The sequence below is a fragment of the Peribacillus simplex genome (assembly GCF_001542915.1).
Lineage (GTDB): Bacteria > Bacillota > Bacilli > Bacillales > DSM-1321 > Peribacillus > Peribacillus simplex_B.
Genome location: NZ_LNNH01000029.1, coordinates 130608 through 151751, shown reverse-complemented (window position 1 = coordinate 151751; position 21144 = coordinate 130608). Strand labels below are relative to the sequence as shown.

Genomic DNA, 21144 nt, shown 5'->3' with positions numbered 1-21144 from the left:
AAAAACGATGCTTGGGCATACAGGAACTGTAAGAGTTTACATTGTTTCCTCTTGTAAAACTACCCGCATATTGATATATTTTTATCTTGGTGAAGAAGTGGTTTTTCAAGCAAGCAAGGCATGCTTCCACGCTTTTTCCATAACGGTTGATGAGAATTTAACCTATCAATTCGCCATTCGCCTGTTGAATGGAGAATTTGACTTTTTATACTGGACATTATGGAATGAAGGAGGCAGATGCAAATGGATTCAAATGGCGGGTCACTTCAAAGAAGATTGCTGCCGCGACATATTAGCATGATGGCAATGGGAGGGGCAATCGGTACCGGGATTTTTCAAGGAAGTGCCGAAACCATATCATTAGCAGGACCAGGCGTTATTTTTACTTATATTTTTGCAGGATTATTACTTCTTGTCGTCATGGGGGCCATAGCAGAAATGGCAATCGCCTACCCAAATACGAATATGAAAGGCTTCATCCAGAAAGCCTTCGGCAAGCGCAGTTCCTTCATTATTGGCTGGATGTATTGTTTCATGTGGCTGTCCGTCTGTGTCATCGAGGTAGTGGTGGCAGGCAGCTTCTTGCAATACTGGCTCCCGGCAATCCCGCTATGGGTATTAAGCTTGGCGTGTACAGCCTTGATCATCGGGGTCAACATGATGAATGTGAAAAATTATGGTGAATTCGAATTTTGGTTTGCCGGCATAAAAATTACCATGATCATCTTATTCATTATCTTGGGGGCCTGTATTTTATTTGGCATCATCCCGAGCGGCGGATCCAATTATCTGCAAAACTTTACAGGACATGGCGGTTTCTTTCCTAATGGCTGGATGTCCATCTTTTCCGCATTATTGATCGTGATGTTCTCATATGGCGGTTCCGAGCTAATCGGATTGACGGTAACGGAGGCAAAGGATGCAGAGCGCATCTTGCCAAAGGTCATCAAAAGCTATATTTGGAGAATCATTTTATTCTTCACTTTGCCGATACTTGTTATCTGCGGCTTGATTCCATGGAACGAGATTACCGACCAATCGAGTCCTTTTGTCCAAGTTCTATCGATGTCCGGCTTTCAAGGGTCTGCCCACATCATGAACTTCATCCTAATAACGGCTGTCTTATCTGCGGCTAATTCCGGAATATATGGGTGTACCCGGATGTTACATTCATTGGCTACAGAAGGGGAAGCGCCAAAAGCGTTTTCATATGTTTCTAAAAATGGCGTTCCGATGTACAGTTTGGTGCTTAGTGCCGTTGTTTTGGTGGCCGGTTCGATGATCACCTACGTTGCACAGGACGAAGCATTTCTTTTGTTAATGGCGATACCGGGCTTTGTCGTTTCACTAGTATGGATCAGCATTTGTTTTGCACAGCTAAAACTTCGCCGTTCATATACTGAGGTTCCGAGCTTTAAAGTGTGGGGTTTCCCATATGTAACGACATTTGCAGCCATCATTTTAAGCATCATTAGCCTCAGCTTCGTGTTCAGTGAACAAAATCGAATCAGTATCATAACCTGTCTTCTCGTGTTGGCTGCTTTAACCGTCATTTCGATCTTCAAATTCAAAAGGGTGGATGGTCAGGAACCAACCATCATAAAAAAGGATATCATTAAATGAATCCACTAAAAGATACGGCATGGGCGACAACGACCATGCCGTATCTTTTTATCCTTCCTTTTAGGTCAAACGCCAGCCGTTTCATTGGTTGCATTTTGCAAGCAGGTTATGAACTTTTCATTTTCAAGCGGAGTGCCGATGGTCACACGGATCGTATCCGCATACCCAAGCAAATGACCGGAACGGGTGATGACCCCGGAAGTCAATAGCTTCTCGAAAACAACCTTGCCAGGCTGGTTCAGCTTGATCATTAAGAAATTGGCATGTGAAGGGAAGAATGCCAAACCCATCCTGCTCAGTTCGTTTTCCAAATATCTTCTTCCTTCCTCGTTCCTGCGGGCACATTGCTCCACGAAAGCATCGTCGTCCAATGAGGCGAAGGCTGCAGCCTGTGCAAGCCGGTTCGTATTGAATGGTTCTTTCACTTTTACGAGCTCTTGGATGATGGAGGCGTTCATTATACCGTATCCGATCCTTAATGCAGCCAAGCCATGAATTTTTGAAAACGTACGTAAGATGACAAGATTTGCATGGTCATTTAAAAGGGGCAAGGTTTCCAAATAGTCTTCATCATTGACATACTCATAGTAAGCTTCGTCAACGATCAGTAAAATATGTTTCGGTACTTTTTCGATAAAGGCTCTTAACCTTTCCTTTTGAACGATCGTCCCTGTCGGATTATTGGGATTACAAATAAAAATCATTTTCGTATTTTCCGTTATGGCGTCATACATCCGCTGAAGGTCATGCACGCCATTCATGAGAGGGATCTTGACAGGCGTACCGCCGTCGATCAAAACATTCGTTTCATAGCGCGGAAAGGTAACATCAGCCATGATGACCTCATCCTTTGCTTGGATATACGTTCTTGTCAATAGGCGAATCACTTCATCCGATCCATTCCCCAAGATGATTTGATCTTGTTTAATGGATAATTTCCTGGCTAGCTTTGCCGCTAATGAAGGGGCCATCCCTTCAGGGTAAAGAGATGCTTGCTCCATTTCGACGATCATGGCTTCCTTTGCTAGAGATGAGCAGCCGTATGGATTCTCATTGGAGGCCAATTTGACGATTGTTTCCAGGCCTAATTCGCGTTGCACTTCTTCAATCGGTTTACCGGATACATAAGGACTTAATTCCTCAATCTTTTTTCGCACCGGGATTTTACTATAGGTCAATGCAGGTTCCTCCTTTTATATGATTCTGAATTTTCTTTTTCTATGGTAATTTTAATGATAGAATATTAACTGTCAAAATTACATACAAAAAAGAACGTATTTACAGCTTTCCATCCACCATATTAAAGAAATATAGCCTTATAATCCTTCATTATGAAAGGCGGTCGTTTCATGGATGAAATAGATGTCAGTTTACTGGAGCTTTTACAAATGAATGGAAGGATGACGATAAGTGAACTATCAAAGAAATTGGCCTTAAGTCGACCAAGCATTTCTGAACGCATGTATCGCCTCCAGGAAAAGGGAATCATCGAGGGTTTCAGTGCAAGGGTTTCACCGACCGCAATCGGAAGAGCGGTGCTCGTGTTCATTCAAGTGAGTGAACTTAAGGTTTCCGTTTCCGATTTCGAGCAATTAGTGATAAATGATTTGGATATTATCGAATGCCATCGCGTAACGGGGACAGTGGGGTATTTTCTTAAGGCGGCTTTAGCTGATATGGACAGCATGAGATTACTTATCGATCGATTGATACCCTATGGCCACCTGAATACTTCCATAGTCTTGACATCCCCTGTACCTTCGCGTTCCATCCTTCCAAAGGTCAGTGAATGATAAGGTCGCCAGCCATGATGCAGCACTTGGCGTAAGAAAGACGTCAAAAAGGAACAGTGCAGGTCCACTGTTCCTTTTTGGTGTCACTTCAAGTTCATCAGTGCCCCGAAATATTGCTGGGCGGTAGTAAAACAAATGAAGGCCAATAGTTCCGAAATTTCTTCATCCGTAAGCGCTTCTTTCAAAACGTGGAAAAATGGATCCCCCGTTTTTCACGCTGGGTTAGGAATACTTCTGCAAACCCAATCGCATAGCTTTCTTTTACTTCGCTTGGCTTTAGTGGAGTACCTTTTGCCTGACAGTAAGAACAGCCGTTGCCCAAGGCCAGGACCCTCCTGACATTTTCCTTTAATTCCTTCGATAGTTTCCCATCTGCACACACACTCTCTGAAAGGTCTGACCATTTTTGCAAAATCTCTTCGGAATGAAATAACCGCTGAAAGGGACTGGACCCAAGCTCCGAATTTTTTATTCTTGTCATGTTCATTACTCCTTTGAGATAATCTTAATATAAAAAACGAGCATTTTTAATTGCGTTCGCAAAGTATATCTATTCAATGTTTATTGAATGTAAGGAAAAGAAGGAGAATGTTATTCGAATGAAAATTGATGATAAAGATAGGGACATCCTTGCTGAATTAACGTTGAATAGCCGGGTCTCAATGAGGGAATTGGCAAAGAAGGTAGGACTTTCCGCTCCCACTGTTACCGAACGGGTCCGGCAAATGGAGTCGTTCGGCATCATTAAGGGATACGTTGCCGAAATTGACCACAAAAAGATCGGTTTTCCGATTGAGTGTATCGTGGAAGCAACGATAAAAAATGGGGAATATGAAAAATTCAAAATGTATATTTCCAAGCTGCCGAATGTTAATTTTTGCTATCGAATTGCCGGGCAAGCCTGCTTTATGCTCAAAATTCGCAGTGAGAGTCTGGAAAAAGTGGAGGAATTCATTAATCAAACCATTCCCTTTGCAGCAACGGTGACACATGTGATCCTCTCTGAAGTTGAGCGGAAGCATGAAAGATAGATTTTTTTCATCGCTTGTGAACGAATCCTTCATTCCAAACGTCAAATAAATATAAAGGTTGGGAAATGAGAGTGGGTGATCAATGGATGGGCGAAAAAAATCTGGTTAAAGCGGCAAAAAATGGGGATGACGGAGCTTTGGCGGAATTGTTTCAAAGTTCCTATCCTTTTCTGCTTAAATATTTATTGAAATTGACCTATAATCGCCAAAATGCAGAGGACTTGGTTCAGGAGACCTATTCGAAGGCCATCGAGAATCTTTCAAGGTTCAAGGGGACTTCCAAATTTTCCACTTGGTTGATTTCCATAGCAACACGGCTATATTTGGATCAGCAACGCAGGAGGAAACGTGAATTGAATTGGTTGAAACAAGAGCAGTCACTACGCAAGCTGAAATGGGAGGCACAAAGCAATAACCAAGTATGGGATGATGTGTTGGAAGCGTTAGGACAGTTGAACGATGGTTTACGGGTTCCTGTCATATTGAAGCATTACTATGGTTTTTCTTACGAAGAAATAGGCGCGATAATCAGCATTCCGGAAGGGACGGTAAAATCCCGTGTCCATAAGGGCATCAAAACCATAAGAAAGGAGCTGGCACCGAATGAAGAAGGATCAGTCAGGATATCCAAAACACTCAGCCAAGAATGATCTTGTTGTTGTCGACCAATTGAATAGGAGCCTGGAGAATTTTGATGAGTCGATATCTTTTGAGATTCCACATCCGTCGTTTTTTGAAGAGAAAATTAAAATTCAGCGTGCAGAGACTAAAAATAGGCGGCTGCGAGAACTGCTTATCTTTACAATAACCGCTGCAGTCATCCTATCTTTCCTGTTTTTGGCGCTGTACCTTCAGCCGGTAATGTTCATAATGCTCCAGGTGCTGACCGTGGTGTTCATTTGTTGCTATACGGTACATGTGAAAAGGAAGGTGAAGGTGAGTCATGAGTAATCTTGAGATATTTGCCTTGATGGTCTGTGGGCTGATTTTACTGACCCAAAGCATTTTTCTATTCATCGATGCCAGGAAGAATGGCTTCAACCAATGGATGTGGGGGATTCTTGGGTTGATTCAAGCCCCGTTCCCGATCATTTTTTATATGATCGTTAAGAAAATCAGAAAAAAGGAAGAGGATGAACTATATGATTATCGTGACTACTAATACTGTTCCTGGTAAAGAAATCAAAGATTTAAAGGGGCTTGTTAAGGGAAACTGTGTTCAATCCAAACATATCGGAAAAGATATCCTTGCTGGATTAAGAACCATTGTCGGTGGCGAAATCAATGAGTATACCGAAATGATGAAAGAGGCGAGGCAAAAAGCAATTGGCAGGATGGTGGAAGAAGCGAAGGAAAGAGGGGCGAATGCCATTGTGGCCATGCGTTTGGAAACTTCAGCTATCATGCAGAACACTTGTGAAATCATCGCCTATGGCACTGCCGTTCATGTGGATTGACATGAAATGATCAAAACAGGGTCATAAGTCTTGGTTCATTGAGCATATTCCTTTTTTTCGCTAATTATTTACCGTATAATTCCTGAGCAAGACATAAGGAGGAATGAAGCGTGGGCATATATGATTTTTCAGCAGAGCGGATCAATGGCAAGGAAGTTTCTTTGGAACAATATAAAGGACAGGTTCTCATTGTGGTCAATACGGCAAGTGAATGTGGTTTCACTCCGCAATATGAAGATCTTCAAAAGCTTTATGATCGATATAAAGATAAAGGCCTCAATATTTTAGGCTTTCCATGCAATCAGTTCGGTGGTCAAGAACCTGGGCAAAATGAAGAAGTAGAGACGTTTTGCCAATTGAATTATGGCGTTAGCTTCCCTCTGTTCAATAAAGTCGATGTAAGAGGAAGCCAGGCACACCCTTTATTTCAATATTTAACCGATCAAGCCCCATTTACTGGACTTGACAATAAACCTGGCGGGAAAATGCTGCAGGCGATGCTGCAAACGGAACATCCGGAATTCTTGATAGATGATTCAATTAAGTGGAACTTCACTAAATTTTTGATCGATCGTGATGGTAATGTCGTGAAGCGCTTTGAATCAATCGAAGCACCTTTTGAAATGGAACGGGATATTGAAACGCTTTTATAGACCTTGGTATGTAACTGAATCTGGATTTTATACGACGACAAGCTAAAGATAAACTAGAAATATCCCGTACATGTCAGGTACAAAACCAACATGAACGGGATATTTTTTTAGGTTGGAAATTGTCCGTTCCTCCGTGAAAATCATTTGAATGCAAGTTTTCCTTGAATAGGCTTATGAATTAATGGGTACAGGTAATAATGAATTTAAAAAGATGGGGTGACATGTAATGGAGGGAAACGAGAGCTTAAAACCTGAACTAGCCAGTGAAGCAGTGGATGCGATTGAAAAAGTAGTTGGAACATATCCAGGCTACCGTCGGGCACATGCGAGGGGATATGTGTATAAGGGGGTTTTTACCCCGAACGGAAAAGCTTCGCCGTTAACGGTGGCTGCCCATCTTCAGGATGAAGCCGTGCCTGCGGTCATTCGGTTTTCGAATAGCTCACCGGTCCCGACCCATCCTGATGCCGATTCACCTGTAAAGGGCATGGCCGTCAAGTTTCGATTGCCAGGTGGAGAGGAAACTGACCTCATTGCGGTGACCATTCCGCTCTTCTTTGCGAAAACACCTGAAGCTTTCGTCGAGATTGCTCACTTCATCAAATCTGCAAAAGACGGTTTTCCCAATCTGAAAGAATTGGGGGGTATTTTGTTGAAATACCCGGAGAGTAAGGCAGGCCTGCAAATGCTTAAGGAAATGCGTTCTCCGGCAAGTTTCGCAACGTGTCAATATTACTCGATACATGCTTTCTACCTCATGAACGCAGAAGGAAGGCGTCAGGCCATCAAGTATGAATGGGTGCCGGATTCCGGACTCAGCATGCTGGAGAAAAAGGAGGCAGCCGAGCACCCTGCAGATTATTTGAAAGAAGAAATGGAAGAAAGGCTTAAGCAGGGACCAGTAGGTTTTAAATTGAACATTCAAATTGGAGGCGAAAATGACCCAGCTGACGATCCGACCATCGCTTGGTCGGAAGGCACACAGGTAATCACGGTCGGGCATTTAATGATCACTGATAAGGTGGACACGACTGCAGATCATTTGCTGTTCGATCCAACCAATACCCCTGAAGGAATTGAGTGTTCGAATGATCCGATCCTGCATTTTCGCCATCGCGCTTATGCCGTTTCGTATGAGCGGCGCACACATGGCCAATGAATGGAAAAAGCAAAACCCAAAATCAAGGGTTTTGCTCTTTTTTTGTACGATTACATTTTCCCCGATCTGAAAATGGTGTAAAGCATGAGCAAAAACATCAAGGTGGCAACGACAAATCCAATTTCGATCACCGGGATTTTCCAGAGTAGCAGCGTTTCCCCGCCTATCGCCGAACCGATGATAAGACCGACCATGATGATGCTGAAGGCAAGCAGGATAATACTGAAGGAAAGGCGGTTCGAGATTTGATCAAGCTTATGTAAAAAAACCTGAAGCTCAGGTATGTTGATATCCAAGCGCAATTTTCCTTTTTTGATGATCCCCGTTACTTCCTTGATATCCTTCGGAAGTTCAGCCATCGCCTCAGCCGATTCGATGAATTGGTTCCACGTATTCCTTGCGATGTTTTTTGGATTGTAGCGTTCCTTGAAAAGCCTTTGTCCAAAAGGTTCGGCTGCTTTCATGATGCTGAAATGCGGATCCAGCTCCTCGACTATGGCCTCCATCGTAAGTAAAGCCTTACCGAGCATGGTGAATTCCGGGGGGATTTGGATATGATGCCGATTGGCAACAGTGAACAGATCATTGACCGCTCCGCCTAAGCTGATTTGACTTAATGGGATATCGTAATATTTATTTCGCAGTTCATCGATATCCGCCCTTAATGAAGCCATATCGGTTTCGTCCGTCAGAAGCCCCATGTCGGCAAGCGTTTTGATCAGTCCATTGGTGCTTCCTCGTTTCAGATTGATGACAAGCGAGGCAAATTGATACTTCATATCGTCCTCCAATCGTCCCACCATTCCAAAATCCATGAGTGTGACGACATTCCCTGGCAAAATGATGATATTGCCAGGGTGGGGATCACCGTGGTAAAAACCATCGATCAAAATTTGCTGAAGCAGTGAATTCGCTAATCTTTCAGCGATTATCCGTCGATCATACCCTTCCTCATCAAGCTGTTTATAGTGATTGATCTTAATTCCCTGGATGAAATCCATCGTCAGGATTCTTTTCGTCGAATACTCCCAATGAATTCTTGGTATCTTCAGGCCTTGATCATGATTGAATTGCTTGGCTATTCTCTCCCCATTGCGGCCCTCTGCATTATAATCGAGTTCTGCGCGAAGTGATTTAGCGAATTCATCAATCATTTTCCTGATTTGGTAGCGCCTTGCCCAGGAAATGCGCGCTTCCATCAGTCTTGCCAAATCATCGAGGATTTCCAAATCCGTTTCCACTTTCGGCAAAATATCGGGACGCTGGACTTTGATCGCTACGACTTCCTGTGACGGAAGCCGTGCAGCATGTACCTGTCCAATCGATGCGGTTGCAAGCGGTTTTTGTTGGAATTCAAGAAAAAGGTTTTCCAAAGAGTCACCCAATTCTGCTTCAACTATTTTGCGTACCTTATCAAAAGGAAAGGGGGTAACCTGGTCCTGCAGTTTTTCCAGTTCGCGGACAATTTCTTCCGGAACGAAATCACGCCGAGTGCTTGCAATCTGTCCAAGTTTAATGAAAGTGGGACCAAGGCTTTGTAATATCGTCTGCAACCGCTCACCAATCGAGCGGAGGTTCAGGTTTTCATCGGGCTGGAGGTTCGATGCTGCCTTGCTTTCCGATAACCCGAGACGGTAGATGAAGTATCCAAAGCCATTTTTCAAAAAGGCATTAATGATTTCTTGGTAACGATGTGCGTGTTTCAGTCGTTTGCCAAACATTCAAGTACCTCCAGGTCATGGTTGTGTCTTTTGGTTTTGTTGCTCTAAAATGGTAATGCGACGCTCCAATTCCCGAACTTCTTCTTTCGTTGCTAAGTTTAGTCCGTTGATTGCTTGATTGACTTTAAGCTTGACGGATTCATCCAGTTGTTTTTGTGCTTGTTCCCCTTTTTCCACCCACTGCTTAATCAGAACCTTGGAGTCTTCTTTACTGATATCGCCTTTTTTCACAAGCGAGTCCACTGCTTTTTCAATTTGTTCCTTCGTAGCAGCGGCAGCTCCCAAACCTAAAGAGAACACATTTTTTAATAAGTCCATTTTTCATCCCTCCGTGAATTGTTTACTTTGCGGGCCTGATTCATTCTTGTCGTTTCTTTTATCATACATCATTCAAGGCCACTTCAAAAATATAATGGGTCCCCAGATTGTAGAGAACCACGGAAGCCAGCGTTTGAAGTGAAGGGGATTGGATATTATGATAGGGAAAAGTAAGTTAGCGAAAGGAAGGATGAAAGTATGGGCTTCTCAAATAAAACAGTGATCGTCACAGGCGCTTCAAATGGAATAGGGAGGGGCGTGGCAAAGGGATATGCACAAAGTGGTGCATCGGTCGTTCTGGCGGATACGGACGAGCAGGAGGGCCTTCGGTATGCAGAGGAGCTTAAAGGTAACGGGCATGAAGCTATGTTCGTTAAAACCGATGTTCGGAATGAGGCTGAGATCCGTCATTTGATGGATGTGACGCTAAAAGCCTATAAGACCATAGATATATTAATCAACAATGCCGGAAAGGCTTTATTCAAACCAGTATATGAACTGACGCTTGCGGAATGGGACGATATGATGAATACGAATTTACGCAGTGTTTTTCTTTGCTCCAGGGAAGCGGCTAAAGCGATGCGGGAAAATGAAACGGGCGGGGCGATCATCAATTTAGCTTCCACGAGAGCCCTCATGTCAGAGCCTGATTCTGAATCTTATGCTGCGACGAAAGGAGGAATCGTTTCCCTGACCCATGCACTTGCCGCCTCTTTAAGCAACGAGAAAATTACCGTTAATTCGATTTCCCCCGGATGGATTGAAACGGACCATTATGATGCGCTTAGGGAGAAGGATCATCAACAGCATTTTTCCAATCGGGTCGGTAAACCGGAAGATATAGCAAGGGCCTGTCTTTATTTGACGGCAGCTGAAAATGATTTCGTTACTGGGGTTAATCTTATCGTCGATGGTGGGATGACAAGAAAAATGATGTACGAAGAGTGAGTTCATTTTCTCCGGTAGAGATATTGCAGTTCAGTGCCAAGCTCCCTGTTGAGCAGCCGTTCCATTTCTTCGAGCTCTTCAATGCCGATTGGGTCATCGGCCGCTGTCCAGTGAATGGTGTAAACAAAATAGTAATCTCTTATCTTTCGGAAAATGACGGGTGAGTTCGGGAATCGATCAAAAGTTGCCTTGATATTATATCGTCGCATGTAGGACCATTTAACAAGCTGCAAATAGACAACTCCTTTTACGGAATCGATCGATGGCTGCCTTGATGGCAGCCATCGATCGGACCTTATTTATCGTTGAATAAATTGAATAAACCCTTAGCTACGCTGCCTTCTTCAGAAGATCCCCCGTTTTGCGGCGCTGCTGCAAAGACGCGGCTTGCAAGGCGGCTGAAAGGCAATGATTGCACCCAGACGGTTCCAGGTCCTTTCAATGTGGCGAAGAATAACCCTTCGCCCCCGAATAAAGCGGTCTTCACGCCTTTTACGAATTCGATATTATAATCTACCCCGCCCGTCATGGCGACTAAACACCCCGTATCGACCCGGAGGATCTCACCTGGAGCCAATTCTTTTTTATGGATCGTGCCCCCAGCATGGACGAAGGTCATTCCGTCCCCTTCGAGCTTTTGCATGATGAAGCCTTCGCCGCCAAAAAAGCCCGTTCCTATTTTTCTCTGAAACTCGATTCCAATCGATACTCCTTTGGCTGCCGCCAGAAAGGCATCCTTTTGGCAAATGACTTTACCGCCCAGTTCGCTTAAGTCCAATGGAATGATTTTTCCCGGGTAGGGTGAGGCGAAGGAGGCATGCCGTTTATCTCTTCCTTCATTCGTGAACGCCGTCATGAACAGGCTCTCCCCGGTAAGAAGCCTTTTGCCCGCACCAAATAATTTGCCCATCATCCCGCCGTCACTATTTCGTGACCCATCACCAAAGATGGTTTCCATCTTGATTTGATCTTCCATCATCATCAAGCTTCCAGCTTCGGCCACCACCGTTTCCTGTGGATCCAATTCCACCTCGACGAATTGCATGTCGTCACCATATATTTTAAAATCGATTTCATGATTATTCATTGGCCATTCCTCCCATCATTCTTGTTTCATTGTAAAAGATAATCTTGCAACCTGCCAATATTTTTCAAGTTTACCCGCAAGATTATAAATGAAATCCATCTCAAGGCTGGTAAAAGGCAGTTCAGAACTCAAGGGTTTTTAAATAGAATAAGGTAGGGTATTAATAGAAAGAAGAGATGGATATAGGAACAAACTTAAAAAAGGGGTGTTTAATATGTTAGTGAAGGATTTCATGATCCGGGAAGTCTACGTTGCCCGTCCTGATTTTACCTTGAAGGAAATTTTGCGAACCTTGATCGAAAATAAAGTGGGCGGGGTACCGGTCGTCGATGAACACGATAAGCTACTGGGAATGGTGACGGATGGGGACATCCTTCGTTATCTGACACCTGCAGAAGAAGCCATCAAGGGATATTTCACATATATCACAGTCATTCCAGGTGAGGAACTGGATGAAAAGGTGCGATCCAAAATGAACGATAAAGCCTCACAAATCATAAGAAATAAAAGGATCACAAAGCTGTCTATGGAAGATCCTTTAGATGAAATGATAAAGGTGCTTTCCAAGCATCATTTCAAGAAAATCCCGGTCGTCGACAAAGATGATAAAGTCGTCGGCATCATCAGCAGGGGAGATGCACTAAGGGCCCTATATAAGGAGTTCGTTCACAAGCTGGAATAGGGCAATTTGCATGAAAAGGCCTGCTCGAAATCGAGCAGGCCCAGCTAGATTATTGAGTGTCTTCTGCTTTCTTGTCTGAATCGGACTTACCTTTTGCTCGATCTTCCTTTAATTTAAAGTAGGCGTCCATTACTTGCTCTCCGATCCGTTTGTTGATATCGTCAGCTGGCTTGCCTTGATATACCCATGGCACGACGACAGAGAATGCCACTTCCGGATTATTGTTAGGTGCGTACCCTGCAAGCGTCAGATTGATGGTCGGGACGGGAGCACTATATTGACTCCTCCGCGGTCCGTCGTAAAAGGCCTCGGCTGTTCCCGTTTTCGCTGCAGCCCGATACGGTTTCCCGCCAAAATACTTATACGCCGTCCCACCTGGCTCCTGGGCAACCTGCCGGAAACCTTCCTGGACACGCTGAATCCAAACATCCTTACCGCCTAATTCGTTCAGCACTTTCGGGCTCATCGATTTAAAGACGCTGCCCAACTGATTGTGCTCGTCGGAAGGGTTCCGGATTTCCTTGACCATCCTCGGCTCCAGCCTTTTCCCGCCGTTTGCAATCGTCGATGCGTATTGTGCCAACTGCATCGGCGTATACGTATCATACTGCCCGATCGATAAATCCAGCAGCAATCCGTCTTTTGACATATCGACTCCTTTAAACCCGACCGATTCATTCGGCAGATCGATGCCGGTACGGACGCCCAATCCGAATTGGGCATAATGGTTGCGCATGATCGCATAAGCTTCCCGGTTGATCCCGAGCGGCCGATTGGGAATATAATGGCCGCCGGCAATCTTGATGGCGGTCATGAACATATAGACATTCGACGATTTCTTTAACGCGGAGACATCCGTTACATACCCTAAATCACTATAAGAGCCTTTCGGTGGGGCCCCTGCTAAATGGAGTTTTCTGTCAAAAAAAGCAGACCCCGGTGAAATGGCTCCCGTCTGGTAGCCCGTGTATACCGTGGCCCCTTTAACGGATGATCCTATCGTATAGGAGGTCGTAATGTTCCCGAGGGCGAAATCGTTCATTTCAGTCAAGCCTGTTTTACTGTTAGGTCCATATTGCCGGCCGGCCATCGTGAGCACCTCGCCTGTGTTCGGGTCCATCAAGACGACGAAGGCGCGATCCAAAAGGTAGGTATTCCCCCTGGCCTTCGCCCGCCTTAATTCGTGCTCGATGATTTTTTCGACCTTTTGCTGCAATTCCATATCAATTGACAGGATCAAGTCTTTTCCGCTTTGCCCTTCCGTGAGGGTATTCGTTTGGATGACTTCCCCTTTGCTCATCACATTTTCAACCCGCGTCTTATGACCACGCAGCACATCTTCATATTGCTTTTCAATATAACTTTTACCGACCCTATCATTTCTGGTGTAATCGCGTGCCAGGTAATAGTCGATATTCTCACTGGGAATTCCTTCTTCGGAGGAAGAGACCTTGCCAAGGACCGAGCGAAGGGTTTCGTCATACTTATAGGTCCTTTCCCAGTCCGTCGTGACGTCCAAGCCCGGCATTTCATCCAAATGCTCACTAACCCTCGCGAATTCTTTTGTGGAGACATCTTTGTTCTTCACGATCGACGGAGTGAGGGCATAGCCGCTATTGAATTCCCGGAATATGGCTATCACTTCCAATTCATCCTTGGTGAACTCCTTGATATTCTCCTCGGTGACACGCTCCAACTGAAGCTTGTATAAATCCTTTTGCTCTAATTTCTTTTCGGCAATCTTCTGCCTCTCGGCCTTGGTGATCAACGCCTCGGCTTCTTTCGGATGCTTTAAGATCCAAAAATCCTTTTTATCCGGAATCGTTACCTTTTTCGTATCTTTTTCGATCAAGGTAGCAAGAATCTCCGCCGTCTTCACCATATCGGCGGTTTTTGTATTTGGGTATTTCGTATAAGTAATGGCATTGCGCGGCTCATTATCGACGACGGGATTGAAGTTGCGGTCATACATCTTCCCACGTGGAACAGGGGTATTGGCCACATCGTTTTCCGTCCGGTCGACTTCGCGAAGGTAATCATCTCCATATACGATTTGGACGATGCCAAGCCGGATTATTAAGCTTGAAAATAAAATGAATATTAAAAAGAACATGAAGTTCAGTCGGAAAGGAATTGGGGTTTTTTTCTTTTTCTCTTTGGCCATCAGTAACATTCCTTTCTAGTAAAAGTAAAAAATAAGAAAATTCCTATCTCCAATGATATATAAAATTAACTTATTTTTCTATGCTTTATCCGTAATTTTATCTATATTTCCAAAAGATTGTTATATAGTTAGAAAATACCTCGTAATCTTATGATTGGGAAAATTACTATAATTGTAATGTCTGAAGATGTGGAAAGATACTGATGGATTCGATAAGCGCGGCAGACACTTAAAAGGGGGCTTTTGTAGGTGAAATGAATGATCCGCGCCAACGGATTCCAAAAATTAATGGGCTTCATATTTCTTGACGGGCGTCTGAGTGGTAACGGGGATGATCTCTTTGAAATATCCGGATAACGCGAGCCATTTTTCAGGGTAGATATAGATGAACCGCTCCAACGTTTCCATGGAGTGCAGGACCAGGCAATCGATTTGATCGATTTTCTTATTCTGTAAATTGTATAGCAGTTCATGCGGGATCGTGTAATGGAGATTGAGCTGATAAGGATTTAGTATGACCGGGGAAATATTGTTTTCTTCCATATACTTGTTCGTCACGATCTGTTGGATTGTAAAGCTATCCTTCATATGTAATTCCCCGATCGAATAGTTCGGATTCAATAGTACGATGCCTCTCATTGGCTTCACCCATTCTTTTTGCTATCCATTCTTGCCAAATGGAGGATGGGATATTCAGAATAAGAGGCTTCGTCCTGCTAGAATAGGCTTTTCAGTTCGTTGATGGCTTTGAGATGTTTGACATTTTCAAGCACTTTTTTGGTCAAATCCACCTTTTTAATGAGTGGGGAGTCTTGTAAATGCCCGATGAAGCTTTCATTTGTATACCAATCGATCGGTGGGGGAGGAAAGAAAGGATGATCTGCCCATGCATCTAGAAGGGAAGGGCTATAGACTTTGTCATTATTTGCAAACGGATCGGAGGTATAAATGCTTTCCCAGTAATCCATCCTTGAGCCCGTGTGTGGAACCGCGTTCGTGAACTCTCCAACGCCATGAAAAACATCAGGGTGCTCAAAAAGGAGCTCATACAGGAATTTTCCCGTTTCAATTCGCCGTTTTGGATCGGCAAAGCGTTCAACGGTAAGGCCGGTTAAGGAACGGATTCCGTCTTGCTTATTTACAAAAGGGAAGATTACGTTCGTGAAGCCTAAAAATTCCTGCAGCTGAAAATCAAGCCTTAGGAGGATTTCACCATGACGGGTACGTTTCAACACCCGTTCTTGAATCATGCTTTGCTCATTGATGATAAGGGCTGTCGTCAAAAGGGGGGAATGGGGTTCTTGGATGAAAGATTCCCAAATCGGGGCCATGAATCTTGATATATGGAAAATGGGGAAATACTTTCTTAAGCGAAGTTCCTTATGTTTAGAATGTTCATATAAAAGGAGCTGAGGAAAGGCATCGGCAAAAATGGCTGAATTGGCGCGCTCCAGGAAAAGGAAGAATTTCCGCCGTTCTTCTTGGCTGAGCAGTTGGGTCATGGACGAGCTTTTCAGGTCGGTCATATGGTATCCGCCATTCCTCGAAACCATATGTGCCAAAAGGGCCCAATGAACCTCGGGGTTACGGCGGTAATAGGCAAGATAAGCATGCGTTCTCGTCATATTATTACGGTTCAAGGCTGCCGTTTCGGTTCGGATCCTTTTTACAAGAGCGGTTTCCTCGGGGAAAAATGCCTTAGACTCCTCGTCAGGCTGAAATAGCTCTTTTCGTAATTGAGTTTTTAGCAGGACGAATCTTTCAGAATCGATGAGAGGCTTGGTCTTGACAGGGGATGTGCCTAACAGCTTTTGTGCAAGTTGGGAAAACATGCGATCACCACTCGTGTTTTTCAGCCATTATATGCAGAGAGGTCAAGAAAGGGGCTTTGCATTTGCAACGCCCTTCAAATTGATTGGTGATGAAAATTTTCCTTCATTTTTTATTTTTCTTCTTCTTTTCCCTGCTCAATAAAATATAATAAACTATCCAGAAAAGTAACACGGGGATAAAAGATAACGTCCTATATTGGACCGGTACGGCAAACAAGATGAAAATGGATAGAAATAAAAACGGTACCGCCAAGAGTATATATTTTCTCCAATCCATATGCTTAAACCTCCTTACGTTATGTCATTCTTATAAGAATAAAGGATAATACCGCAATAATCTAGAAAAGTCACAATTGACAAAAATATACTCCCGTAGTAATCTTTAAACACGAGTTGGAAATTACCATTATTTATGGAAAAGGAGGCGAACGTCATGACTAAATCAGTTAAGCAAATAAAAACTTCAATTGAATATGTTCATACGTCCGCCTGCCTTGATCAAATGCCTTTCTAGGCAAAGCTCAAAATGAAAACCATTGATCATTCCAAAGCGCAGGTTGTGGATTTTTCGCGGCCTGCGCCTTTATATGTGTTCTTACGCATCTAAAAAAGCTTCCGCTAAAAGGCGGAGGCTTTTTGGCATTGGGGAATTAAGGAGCATAAGCATCCTTTCCATTTGATAGATAGGGGGAAGCACGATGAGACAAAATAGTTTGGGAGTCATGCAGCAGCCAGGAGATCCGGAAAGCGGTTAGCTACGAAAAAGGTTTTGAACAAAAGGGAGGGGAATTCATGTTTGCAATTTTTAAGAAACTGTCCTGGTTCTTTAAAGAACAATGGCAGCGCTATACCTGGGCCATTTTATTTTTGTGCCTGGTGAATATTTTGGAGGTTATCCCGCCAAAGCTCGTCGGGAACGCCATCGATGATATGAATAACGGCGATATGACGCAAGAAGCAATCATGAAATACGTGATTTATTTGCTGCTGGTACTGTGCGGCAGCTACCTGTTTGGGTACTTATGGAGTTATCTGTTATTCGGCGGCGGGAACTTGGTTGAACGAAAACTAAGGTCTGGGTTCATGGGCCATTTACTGAAAATGACGCCGACTTTTTATGAGAAAAACCGGACAGGGGATTTAATGGCCAGGGCTACGAATGATTTAAAGGCAATATCGCTTACAGCTGGTTTTGGAATATTGACCCTTGTCGACTCGGTGCTTTTCACCATAACGGTCGTCGTCATGATGGGCGCAACCATCAGCTGGGAATTGACGATTGCGGCGGTGCTGCCGCTGCCGATCATGGCAGTGATGATGCAAATCTACGTGAAGAAAATATATAAGCGCTTTACCGATGCACAGGCAGCCTTTGGTACGTTGAATGACAAGGTTCTGGAATCGATTTCTGGTGTCCGCGTCATCCGGGCTTACGTCCAGGAGCGGCAGGATGAAAAGAGATTCGATGAAATGACCGAGGATGTCTATCGTAAAAACCTTGCCGTGGCAAGGATCGACGCCCTCTTCGATCCGACGATTTCAATCATCATCGGCATCAGCTATTTAATCGGTTTGGGATATGGAGCCTATCTTGTTTTCCAGCAGTCGATAACTCTTGGCGGGCTTGTATCGTTCAATGTGTACCTTGGCATGCTAATCTGGCCGATGATCGCAGTGGGTGAACTGATCAATGTCATGCAACGGGGAAATGCCTCGCTTGACCGTGTTCAAGATACGCTTTCATATGAAAGGGATGTGACAAATCCATTGGGGTTGGAGAGTATTCCGAACCCGGAAGATATTCATTTTCAAAAAGTGTCTTTTACATATCCATCTTCATCGGTCATGAATCTAGCCAATGTTTCCGTGCAACTTGAACGTGGGCAAACGTTAGGGATCGTTGGAAAAACAGGAAGCGGAAAAACGACTTTCGTGAAGCAATTGCTCAGGGAATATCCTTTAGGTAAAGGTGAAATCGCTTTTTCCGGCATACCGTTGGAGCAATTGGATCTTGAAGAAATCCGCAAGTGGATCGGCTATGTTCCACAGGACCATTTTTTATTCTCAAGGTCTGTGCGGGAAAATATCTTATTCGGTAAGATGGATGCAACTGAAGAAGAACTGGCTGAAGCAATCAGGCTTGCCGACTTTGAGAAGGACTTGATGATGCTTCCCGATCGGCTTGAGACACTTGTTGGTGAAAAGGGGGTGGCTCTTTCTGGAGGTCAAAAGCAAAGGATATCTATTGCCAGGGCTTTGATTAAAAATCCGGAGATCCTTATCTTGGATGATTCGTTATCTGCCGTGGATGCAAAAACGGAAACGACGATCATCGAAAACATTCAAAAAGAACGGGCAGGGAAAACGACCATCATCACGACGCATCGTTTATCAGCCGTCCAGCACGCCGACGTGATCATCGTTTTGGATAGCGGGGAAATCATCGAAGAAGGTACACACGAAAATTTACTGCAACAACATGGCTGGTATAGGGAGCAATACGAGCGGCAGCAGGTTGACGAAGGAACGGGGGTGAGGGCATGACGGTCGTGAAAAAACTATTTCATTATGCAGCCCTTTATAAAAAATTGATCATTTGTGCATTGATCATGCTGGCACTATCTGTAGCGGCAGATTTAACGGGTCCGTTTGTCGCAAAGAAAATCATCGATTCACATATACTCGGCATCGAAACGTCCTGGTATGAAACGGAAAAAGGAAAAGATGCTGTTAAGTATGATGATCATTGGTACAAACGTGCAGATTACTTTACTGAAGGTGAGAAAAAAGGCAGGGAGGTTCACGTTTTCCAGGTGGGTAATCAATTTGTCTTCGTAAATGAAGCAGTACCTATGGATGGGCGCAGGACCTTGGAAGGCCAAACATTAATCATCAATAAAAACGGGAAGGAGCACCAAGCTCAGATAGAGAGATTGAAGAGTCAGGAAGTGATGGGATTTTACCAGCCTGAAATCCCACGCATCATTAAGCTAGTCGCTTTTTACTTTGGGCTTGTCATCCTTTCATCGATTTTTCAATATGGGCAAAGCTTTTATTTGCAGAAAGCGGCAAACAGGATCATTCAACGAATGCGAAACGATATTTTTACGCATATATCCCGTTTGCCGATCAGGTATTTCGATAATATGCCAGCGGGGAAAGTGGTGGCCAGGGTAACGAATGATACAGAGGCGATCAGGGAATTGTATGTCACGGTGCTCGCCAGTTTCTTTTCGAGTACGATCAACATCATTGGCGTTCTCATCGCTTTGTTCATCCTGGATTCACGTGCAGGGGCGATGGGCCTTTTGCTTATACCGATCATCGTTATCTGGACCAAGGTATACCGTAAATTCGCTTCGAAATATAATCATATCATCCGGGAGCGGATTAGTGATATCAATGGGATGATCAACGAATCCATTTCCGGAATGAGCATCATCCAGGCATTTGGACGTGAAAAGGAAACGAAGCAATCGTTTGAGGATTTGAACCGGGAGCATTATTCCTATCAAAATAAAATGTTGCATTTAAATTCATTGACGGGCGGGAATTTGATCGGAGTCATTAAGGTTTCGGCATTAATCGCATTCGTCTGGTATTTCGGTGGGATATCCATGACAGCGAGCTCGGCGATTTCCTTAGGGGTGATGTATGCGATTGTCGATTTGATCAGCCGCCTGCTCCATCCACTTCATGGCATCGTCAATCAATTCGCCAGCCTCGAACAGGCGCTCGTTGCAGGAGAACGGACATTCAGCTTATTGGATGAGCAGGGGGTGGCTGTCCGTGATGAAAGCAGAGCCAGATACAAAGGAAATGTAGATTTCGAACACGTTTCTTTCGGTTATAAGGAAAATGAATATGTGTTAAAAGACATTACCTTTTCGGCTAAACAAGGGGAAACTGTCGCCTTGGTGGGTCACACAGGTTCAGGAAAAAGCTCGATCATGAATTTATTGTTCCGTTTTTATGACAGCAGTGAAGGGAAAATCAAAATAGATGGAAAGGATATTTTGGATATTCCGCATCAAACCCTTAGGGAGCATATGGGAATCGTCCTTCAAGATCCTTATTTGTTCACGGGCACCATCGCTTCCAATATCAGCCTCGATCATGATGGCATCACGAGGGAAATGGTCGAAAAGGCATTAAAGGATGTGGGCGGGGACAAAGTGCTGAAGCATCTTCCTTTAGGACTGGATGAACCGGTAATCGAAAAAGGCGGAACACTGTCTTCCGGACAGCGTCAGCTAATCTCCTTCGCCAGAGCCCTGGCATTCAATCCAGCGATTTTAATTTTGGATGAGGCAACGGCAAGCATCGATACCGAAACAGAGGCGATTATCCAGCAGGGGATGGAAGTGCTGAAAAAAGGCAGAACGACCTTCATCATTGCCCATAGACTTTCCACGATCAAAAATGCCGATCAAATCCTCGTCCTCGATAAAGGGCGGATTGCCGAGAAGGGGACACACGAGGAGCTAATGGGATTGCAAGGGAAATATTATCAAATGTATGAACTGCAGGTTGGTCCCCATAAAGGGATGGCAGGATGAAGTAATCATTAACGAATGTACAAATAATAATGAGTGTGCCAATTTGGCACACTCAAGCATATCACTTGATAATAGTAATCATTACGTTTAAGATATAGTTATCCTAACAATGAGGTG

22 protein-coding genes and 1 pseudogene are annotated in these 21144 nt (G+C 44.1%); 14 read left to right on the top strand and 9 right to left on the bottom strand.

Annotated elements, in window-relative coordinates; genetic code table 11:
- The first annotated feature begins 243 nt into the window (after positions 1-243).
- Positions 244-1623 carry an amino acid permease gene (locus AS888_RS16050; RefSeq protein ID WP_061143155.1) on the top strand — a complete coding sequence of 460 codons (1380 nt, stop codon included), beginning with the start codon at positions 244-246 and terminating at the stop codon, positions 1621-1623.
- Positions 1624-1688: 65 nt separating this feature from the next.
- Here AS888_RS16050 and hisC read toward each other — a convergent pair whose 3' ends face one another.
- Positions 1689-2801, bottom strand: a complete 1113-nt coding sequence (gene hisC, locus AS888_RS16045; protein WP_061143154.1) for a histidinol-phosphate transaminase — start codon at positions 2799-2801, stop codon at positions 1689-1691.
- 171 nt (positions 2802-2972) lie between these two features.
- Between hisC and AS888_RS16040 the strand changes: the two genes are divergently transcribed.
- Positions 2973-3416 carry an Lrp/AsnC family transcriptional regulator gene (locus AS888_RS16040; protein ID WP_061143153.1) on the top strand — a complete coding sequence of 148 codons (444 nt, stop codon included), beginning with the start codon at positions 2973-2975 and terminating at the stop codon, positions 3414-3416.
- An 83-nt stretch (positions 3417-3499) separates the two neighbouring features.
- Here the strand turns inward: AS888_RS16040 and AS888_RS16035 are convergent.
- Positions 3500-3897 (bottom strand): annotated as a pseudogene (locus tag AS888_RS16035) (carboxymuconolactone decarboxylase family protein).
- Positions 3898-4015: 118 nt separating this feature from the next.
- Here AS888_RS16035 and AS888_RS16030 point away from each other — a divergent pair.
- From AS888_RS16030 to AS888_RS16000, 7 genes are all read left to right on the top strand, one after another.
- Positions 4016-4447 carry an Lrp/AsnC family transcriptional regulator gene (locus AS888_RS16030; RefSeq protein WP_061143152.1) on the top strand — a complete coding sequence of 144 codons (432 nt, stop codon included), beginning with the start codon at positions 4016-4018 and terminating at the stop codon, positions 4445-4447.
- Between the two features lie 86 nt (positions 4448-4533).
- Positions 4534-5097 (top strand): RNA polymerase sigma factor SigY, encoded by a 564-nt coding sequence (gene sigY, locus AS888_RS16025; protein WP_061143151.1) that lies wholly within the window; start codon positions 4534-4536, stop codon positions 5095-5097.
- A complete protein-coding gene (locus tag AS888_RS16020) occupies positions 5051-5398 on the top strand; it encodes a YxlC family protein (protein WP_061143150.1) in 348 nt (115 codons plus the stop codon). The genes sigY and AS888_RS16020 overlap by 47 nt, the downstream gene beginning before the upstream one ends.
- A complete protein-coding gene (locus AS888_RS16015; protein ID WP_061143149.1) occupies positions 5391-5609 on the top strand; it encodes a hypothetical protein in 219 nt (72 codons plus the stop codon). The genes AS888_RS16020 and AS888_RS16015 overlap by 8 nt, the downstream gene beginning before the upstream one ends.
- On the top strand, positions 5590-5904 hold the full coding sequence (locus AS888_RS16010; RefSeq protein WP_061143148.1) for a YbjQ family protein: 315 nt from the start codon (positions 5590-5592) through the stop codon (positions 5902-5904). Before AS888_RS16015 ends, AS888_RS16010 begins: the two co-directional genes overlap by 20 nt.
- Before the next feature lie 110 nt (positions 5905-6014).
- Positions 6015-6557, top strand: a complete 543-nt coding sequence (locus AS888_RS16005; RefSeq protein ID WP_061143147.1) for a glutathione peroxidase — start codon at positions 6015-6017, stop codon at positions 6555-6557.
- Between the two features lie 226 nt (positions 6558-6783).
- Positions 6784-7716 (top strand): catalase family peroxidase, encoded by a 933-nt coding sequence (locus AS888_RS16000; RefSeq protein ID WP_061143146.1) that lies wholly within the window; start codon positions 6784-6786, stop codon positions 7714-7716.
- 50 nt (positions 7717-7766) lie between these two features.
- On the opposite strand, the gene AS888_RS15995 is transcribed toward AS888_RS16000, so the two are convergent.
- Both AS888_RS15995 and AS888_RS15990 read right to left on the bottom strand, forming a co-directional pair.
- Positions 7767-9437, bottom strand: coding sequence for an ABC1 kinase family protein (locus AS888_RS15995; RefSeq protein ID WP_061143145.1), 1671 nt, complete (start codon positions 9435-9437; stop codon positions 7767-7769).
- Between the two features lie 15 nt (positions 9438-9452).
- Positions 9453-9755, bottom strand: coding sequence for a phasin family protein (locus AS888_RS15990; protein ID WP_061143144.1), 303 nt, complete (start codon positions 9753-9755; stop codon positions 9453-9455).
- Between the two features lie 198 nt (positions 9756-9953).
- On the opposite strand from AS888_RS15990, the gene AS888_RS15985 reads away from it, so the two are divergent.
- The gene (locus AS888_RS15985; RefSeq protein WP_061143143.1) at positions 9954-10703 is read left to right on the top strand and encodes an SDR family NAD(P)-dependent oxidoreductase; all 750 of its coding nucleotides are present in this window, start codon (positions 9954-9956) and stop codon (positions 10701-10703) included.
- On the top strand, positions 10700-10867 hold the full coding sequence (locus tag AS888_RS26465) for a hypothetical protein (protein WP_221408614.1): 168 nt from the start codon (positions 10700-10702) through the stop codon (positions 10865-10867). Before AS888_RS15985 ends, AS888_RS26465 begins: the two co-directional genes overlap by 4 nt.
- Positions 10868-10998: 131 nt before the next feature.
- Here the strand turns inward: AS888_RS26465 and AS888_RS15975 are convergent, their stop codons facing one another.
- Positions 10999-11790 carry a TIGR00266 family protein gene (locus AS888_RS15975; protein ID WP_061143141.1) on the bottom strand — a complete coding sequence of 264 codons (792 nt, stop codon included), beginning with the start codon at positions 11788-11790 and terminating at the stop codon, positions 10999-11001.
- 214 nt (positions 11791-12004) lie between these two features.
- On the opposite strand from AS888_RS15975, the gene AS888_RS15970 reads away from it, so the two are divergent.
- Positions 12005-12472, top strand: coding sequence for a CBS domain-containing protein (locus AS888_RS15970; protein WP_061143140.1), 468 nt, complete (start codon positions 12005-12007; stop codon positions 12470-12472).
- Between the two features lie 49 nt (positions 12473-12521).
- On the opposite strand, the gene AS888_RS15965 is transcribed toward AS888_RS15970, so the two are convergent.
- The 4 genes from AS888_RS15965 to AS888_RS25840 all read right to left on the bottom strand — a co-directional run bounded on the left by AS888_RS15965 (position 12522) and on the right by AS888_RS25840 (position 16745).
- A complete protein-coding gene (locus AS888_RS15965) occupies positions 12522-14636 on the bottom strand; it encodes a peptidoglycan D,D-transpeptidase FtsI family protein (RefSeq protein WP_061143139.1) in 2115 nt (704 codons plus the stop codon).
- Between the two features lie 285 nt (positions 14637-14921).
- The gene (locus AS888_RS15960; protein ID WP_221408613.1) at positions 14922-15284 is read right to left on the bottom strand and encodes a hypothetical protein; all 363 of its coding nucleotides are present in this window, start codon (positions 15282-15284) and stop codon (positions 14922-14924) included.
- Between the two features lie 68 nt (positions 15285-15352).
- A complete protein-coding gene (locus AS888_RS15955) occupies positions 15353-16468 on the bottom strand; it encodes a DUF2515 family protein (protein WP_061143137.1) in 1116 nt (371 codons plus the stop codon).
- 103 nt (positions 16469-16571) lie between these two features.
- A complete protein-coding gene (locus AS888_RS25840) occupies positions 16572-16745 on the bottom strand; it encodes a hypothetical protein (RefSeq protein WP_155645517.1) in 174 nt (57 codons plus the stop codon).
- Positions 16746-17260: 515 nt separating this feature from the next.
- Between AS888_RS25840 and AS888_RS15950 the strand changes: the two genes are divergently transcribed.
- The gene (locus AS888_RS15950) at positions 17261-19012 is read left to right on the top strand and encodes an ABC transporter ATP-binding protein (RefSeq protein ID WP_061143136.1); all 1752 of its coding nucleotides are present in this window, start codon (positions 17261-17263) and stop codon (positions 19010-19012) included.
- Positions 19009-21027 carry an ABC transporter ATP-binding protein gene (locus AS888_RS15945; protein ID WP_061143135.1) on the top strand — a complete coding sequence of 673 codons (2019 nt, stop codon included), beginning with the start codon at positions 19009-19011 and terminating at the stop codon, positions 21025-21027. The genes AS888_RS15950 and AS888_RS15945 overlap by 4 nt, the downstream gene beginning before the upstream one ends.
- The last annotated feature ends 117 nt before the right edge of the window (positions 21028-21144 follow it).

What these genes read in the sequence shown, in the direction of transcription:
- AS888_RS16050 (WP_061143155.1), top strand. Translation starts at nt 244, where the DNA reads ATGGATTCAAATGGCGGGTCACTTCAAAGAAGATTGCTGCCGCGACAT.
- AS888_RS16040 (WP_061143153.1), top strand. Translation starts at nt 2,973, where the DNA reads ATGGATGAAATAGATGTCAGTTTACTGGAGCTTTTACAAATGAATGGA.
- AS888_RS16030 (WP_061143152.1), top strand. Translation starts at nt 4,016, where the DNA reads ATGAAAATTGATGATAAAGATAGGGACATCCTTGCTGAATTAACGTTG.
- sigY (WP_061143151.1), top strand. Translation starts at nt 4,534, where the DNA reads ATGGGCGAAAAAAATCTGGTTAAAGCGGCAAAAAATGGGGATGACGGA.
- AS888_RS16020 (WP_061143150.1), top strand. Translation starts at nt 5,051, where the DNA reads ATGAAGAAGGATCAGTCAGGATATCCAAAACACTCAGCCAAGAATGAT.
- AS888_RS16015 (WP_061143149.1), top strand. Translation starts at nt 5,391, where the DNA reads ATGAGTAATCTTGAGATATTTGCCTTGATGGTCTGTGGGCTGATTTTA.
- AS888_RS16010 (WP_061143148.1), top strand. Translation starts at nt 5,590, where the DNA reads ATGATTATCGTGACTACTAATACTGTTCCTGGTAAAGAAATCAAAGAT.
- AS888_RS16000 (WP_061143146.1), top strand. Translation starts at nt 6,784, where the DNA reads ATGGAGGGAAACGAGAGCTTAAAACCTGAACTAGCCAGTGAAGCAGTG.
- AS888_RS15995 (WP_061143145.1), bottom strand. Translation starts at nt 9,437, where the DNA reads ATGTTTGGCAAACGACTGAAACACGCACATCGTTACCAAGAAATCATT.
- AS888_RS15990 (WP_061143144.1), bottom strand. Translation starts at nt 9,755, where the DNA reads ATGGACTTATTAAAAAATGTGTTCTCTTTAGGTTTGGGAGCTGCCGCT.
- AS888_RS15985 (WP_061143143.1), top strand. Translation starts at nt 9,954, where the DNA reads ATGGGCTTCTCAAATAAAACAGTGATCGTCACAGGCGCTTCAAATGGA.
- AS888_RS15975 (WP_061143141.1), bottom strand. Translation starts at nt 11,790, where the DNA reads ATGAATAATCATGAAATCGATTTTAAAATATATGGTGACGACATGCAA.
- AS888_RS15970 (WP_061143140.1), top strand. Translation starts at nt 12,005, where the DNA reads ATGTTAGTGAAGGATTTCATGATCCGGGAAGTCTACGTTGCCCGTCCT.
- AS888_RS15965 (WP_061143139.1), bottom strand. Translation starts at nt 14,636, where the DNA reads ATGGCCAAAGAGAAAAAGAAAAAAACCCCAATTCCTTTCCGACTGAAC.
- AS888_RS15955 (WP_061143137.1), bottom strand. Translation starts at nt 16,468, where the DNA reads ATGTTTTCCCAACTTGCACAAAAGCTGTTAGGCACATCCCCTGTCAAG.
- AS888_RS25840 (WP_155645517.1), bottom strand. Translation starts at nt 16,745, where the DNA reads ATGGATTGGAGAAAATATATACTCTTGGCGGTACCGTTTTTATTTCTA.
- AS888_RS15950 (WP_061143136.1), top strand. Translation starts at nt 17,261, where the DNA reads ATGTTTGCAATTTTTAAGAAACTGTCCTGGTTCTTTAAAGAACAATGG.
- AS888_RS15945 (WP_061143135.1), top strand. Translation starts at nt 19,009, where the DNA reads ATGACGGTCGTGAAAAAACTATTTCATTATGCAGCCCTTTATAAAAAA.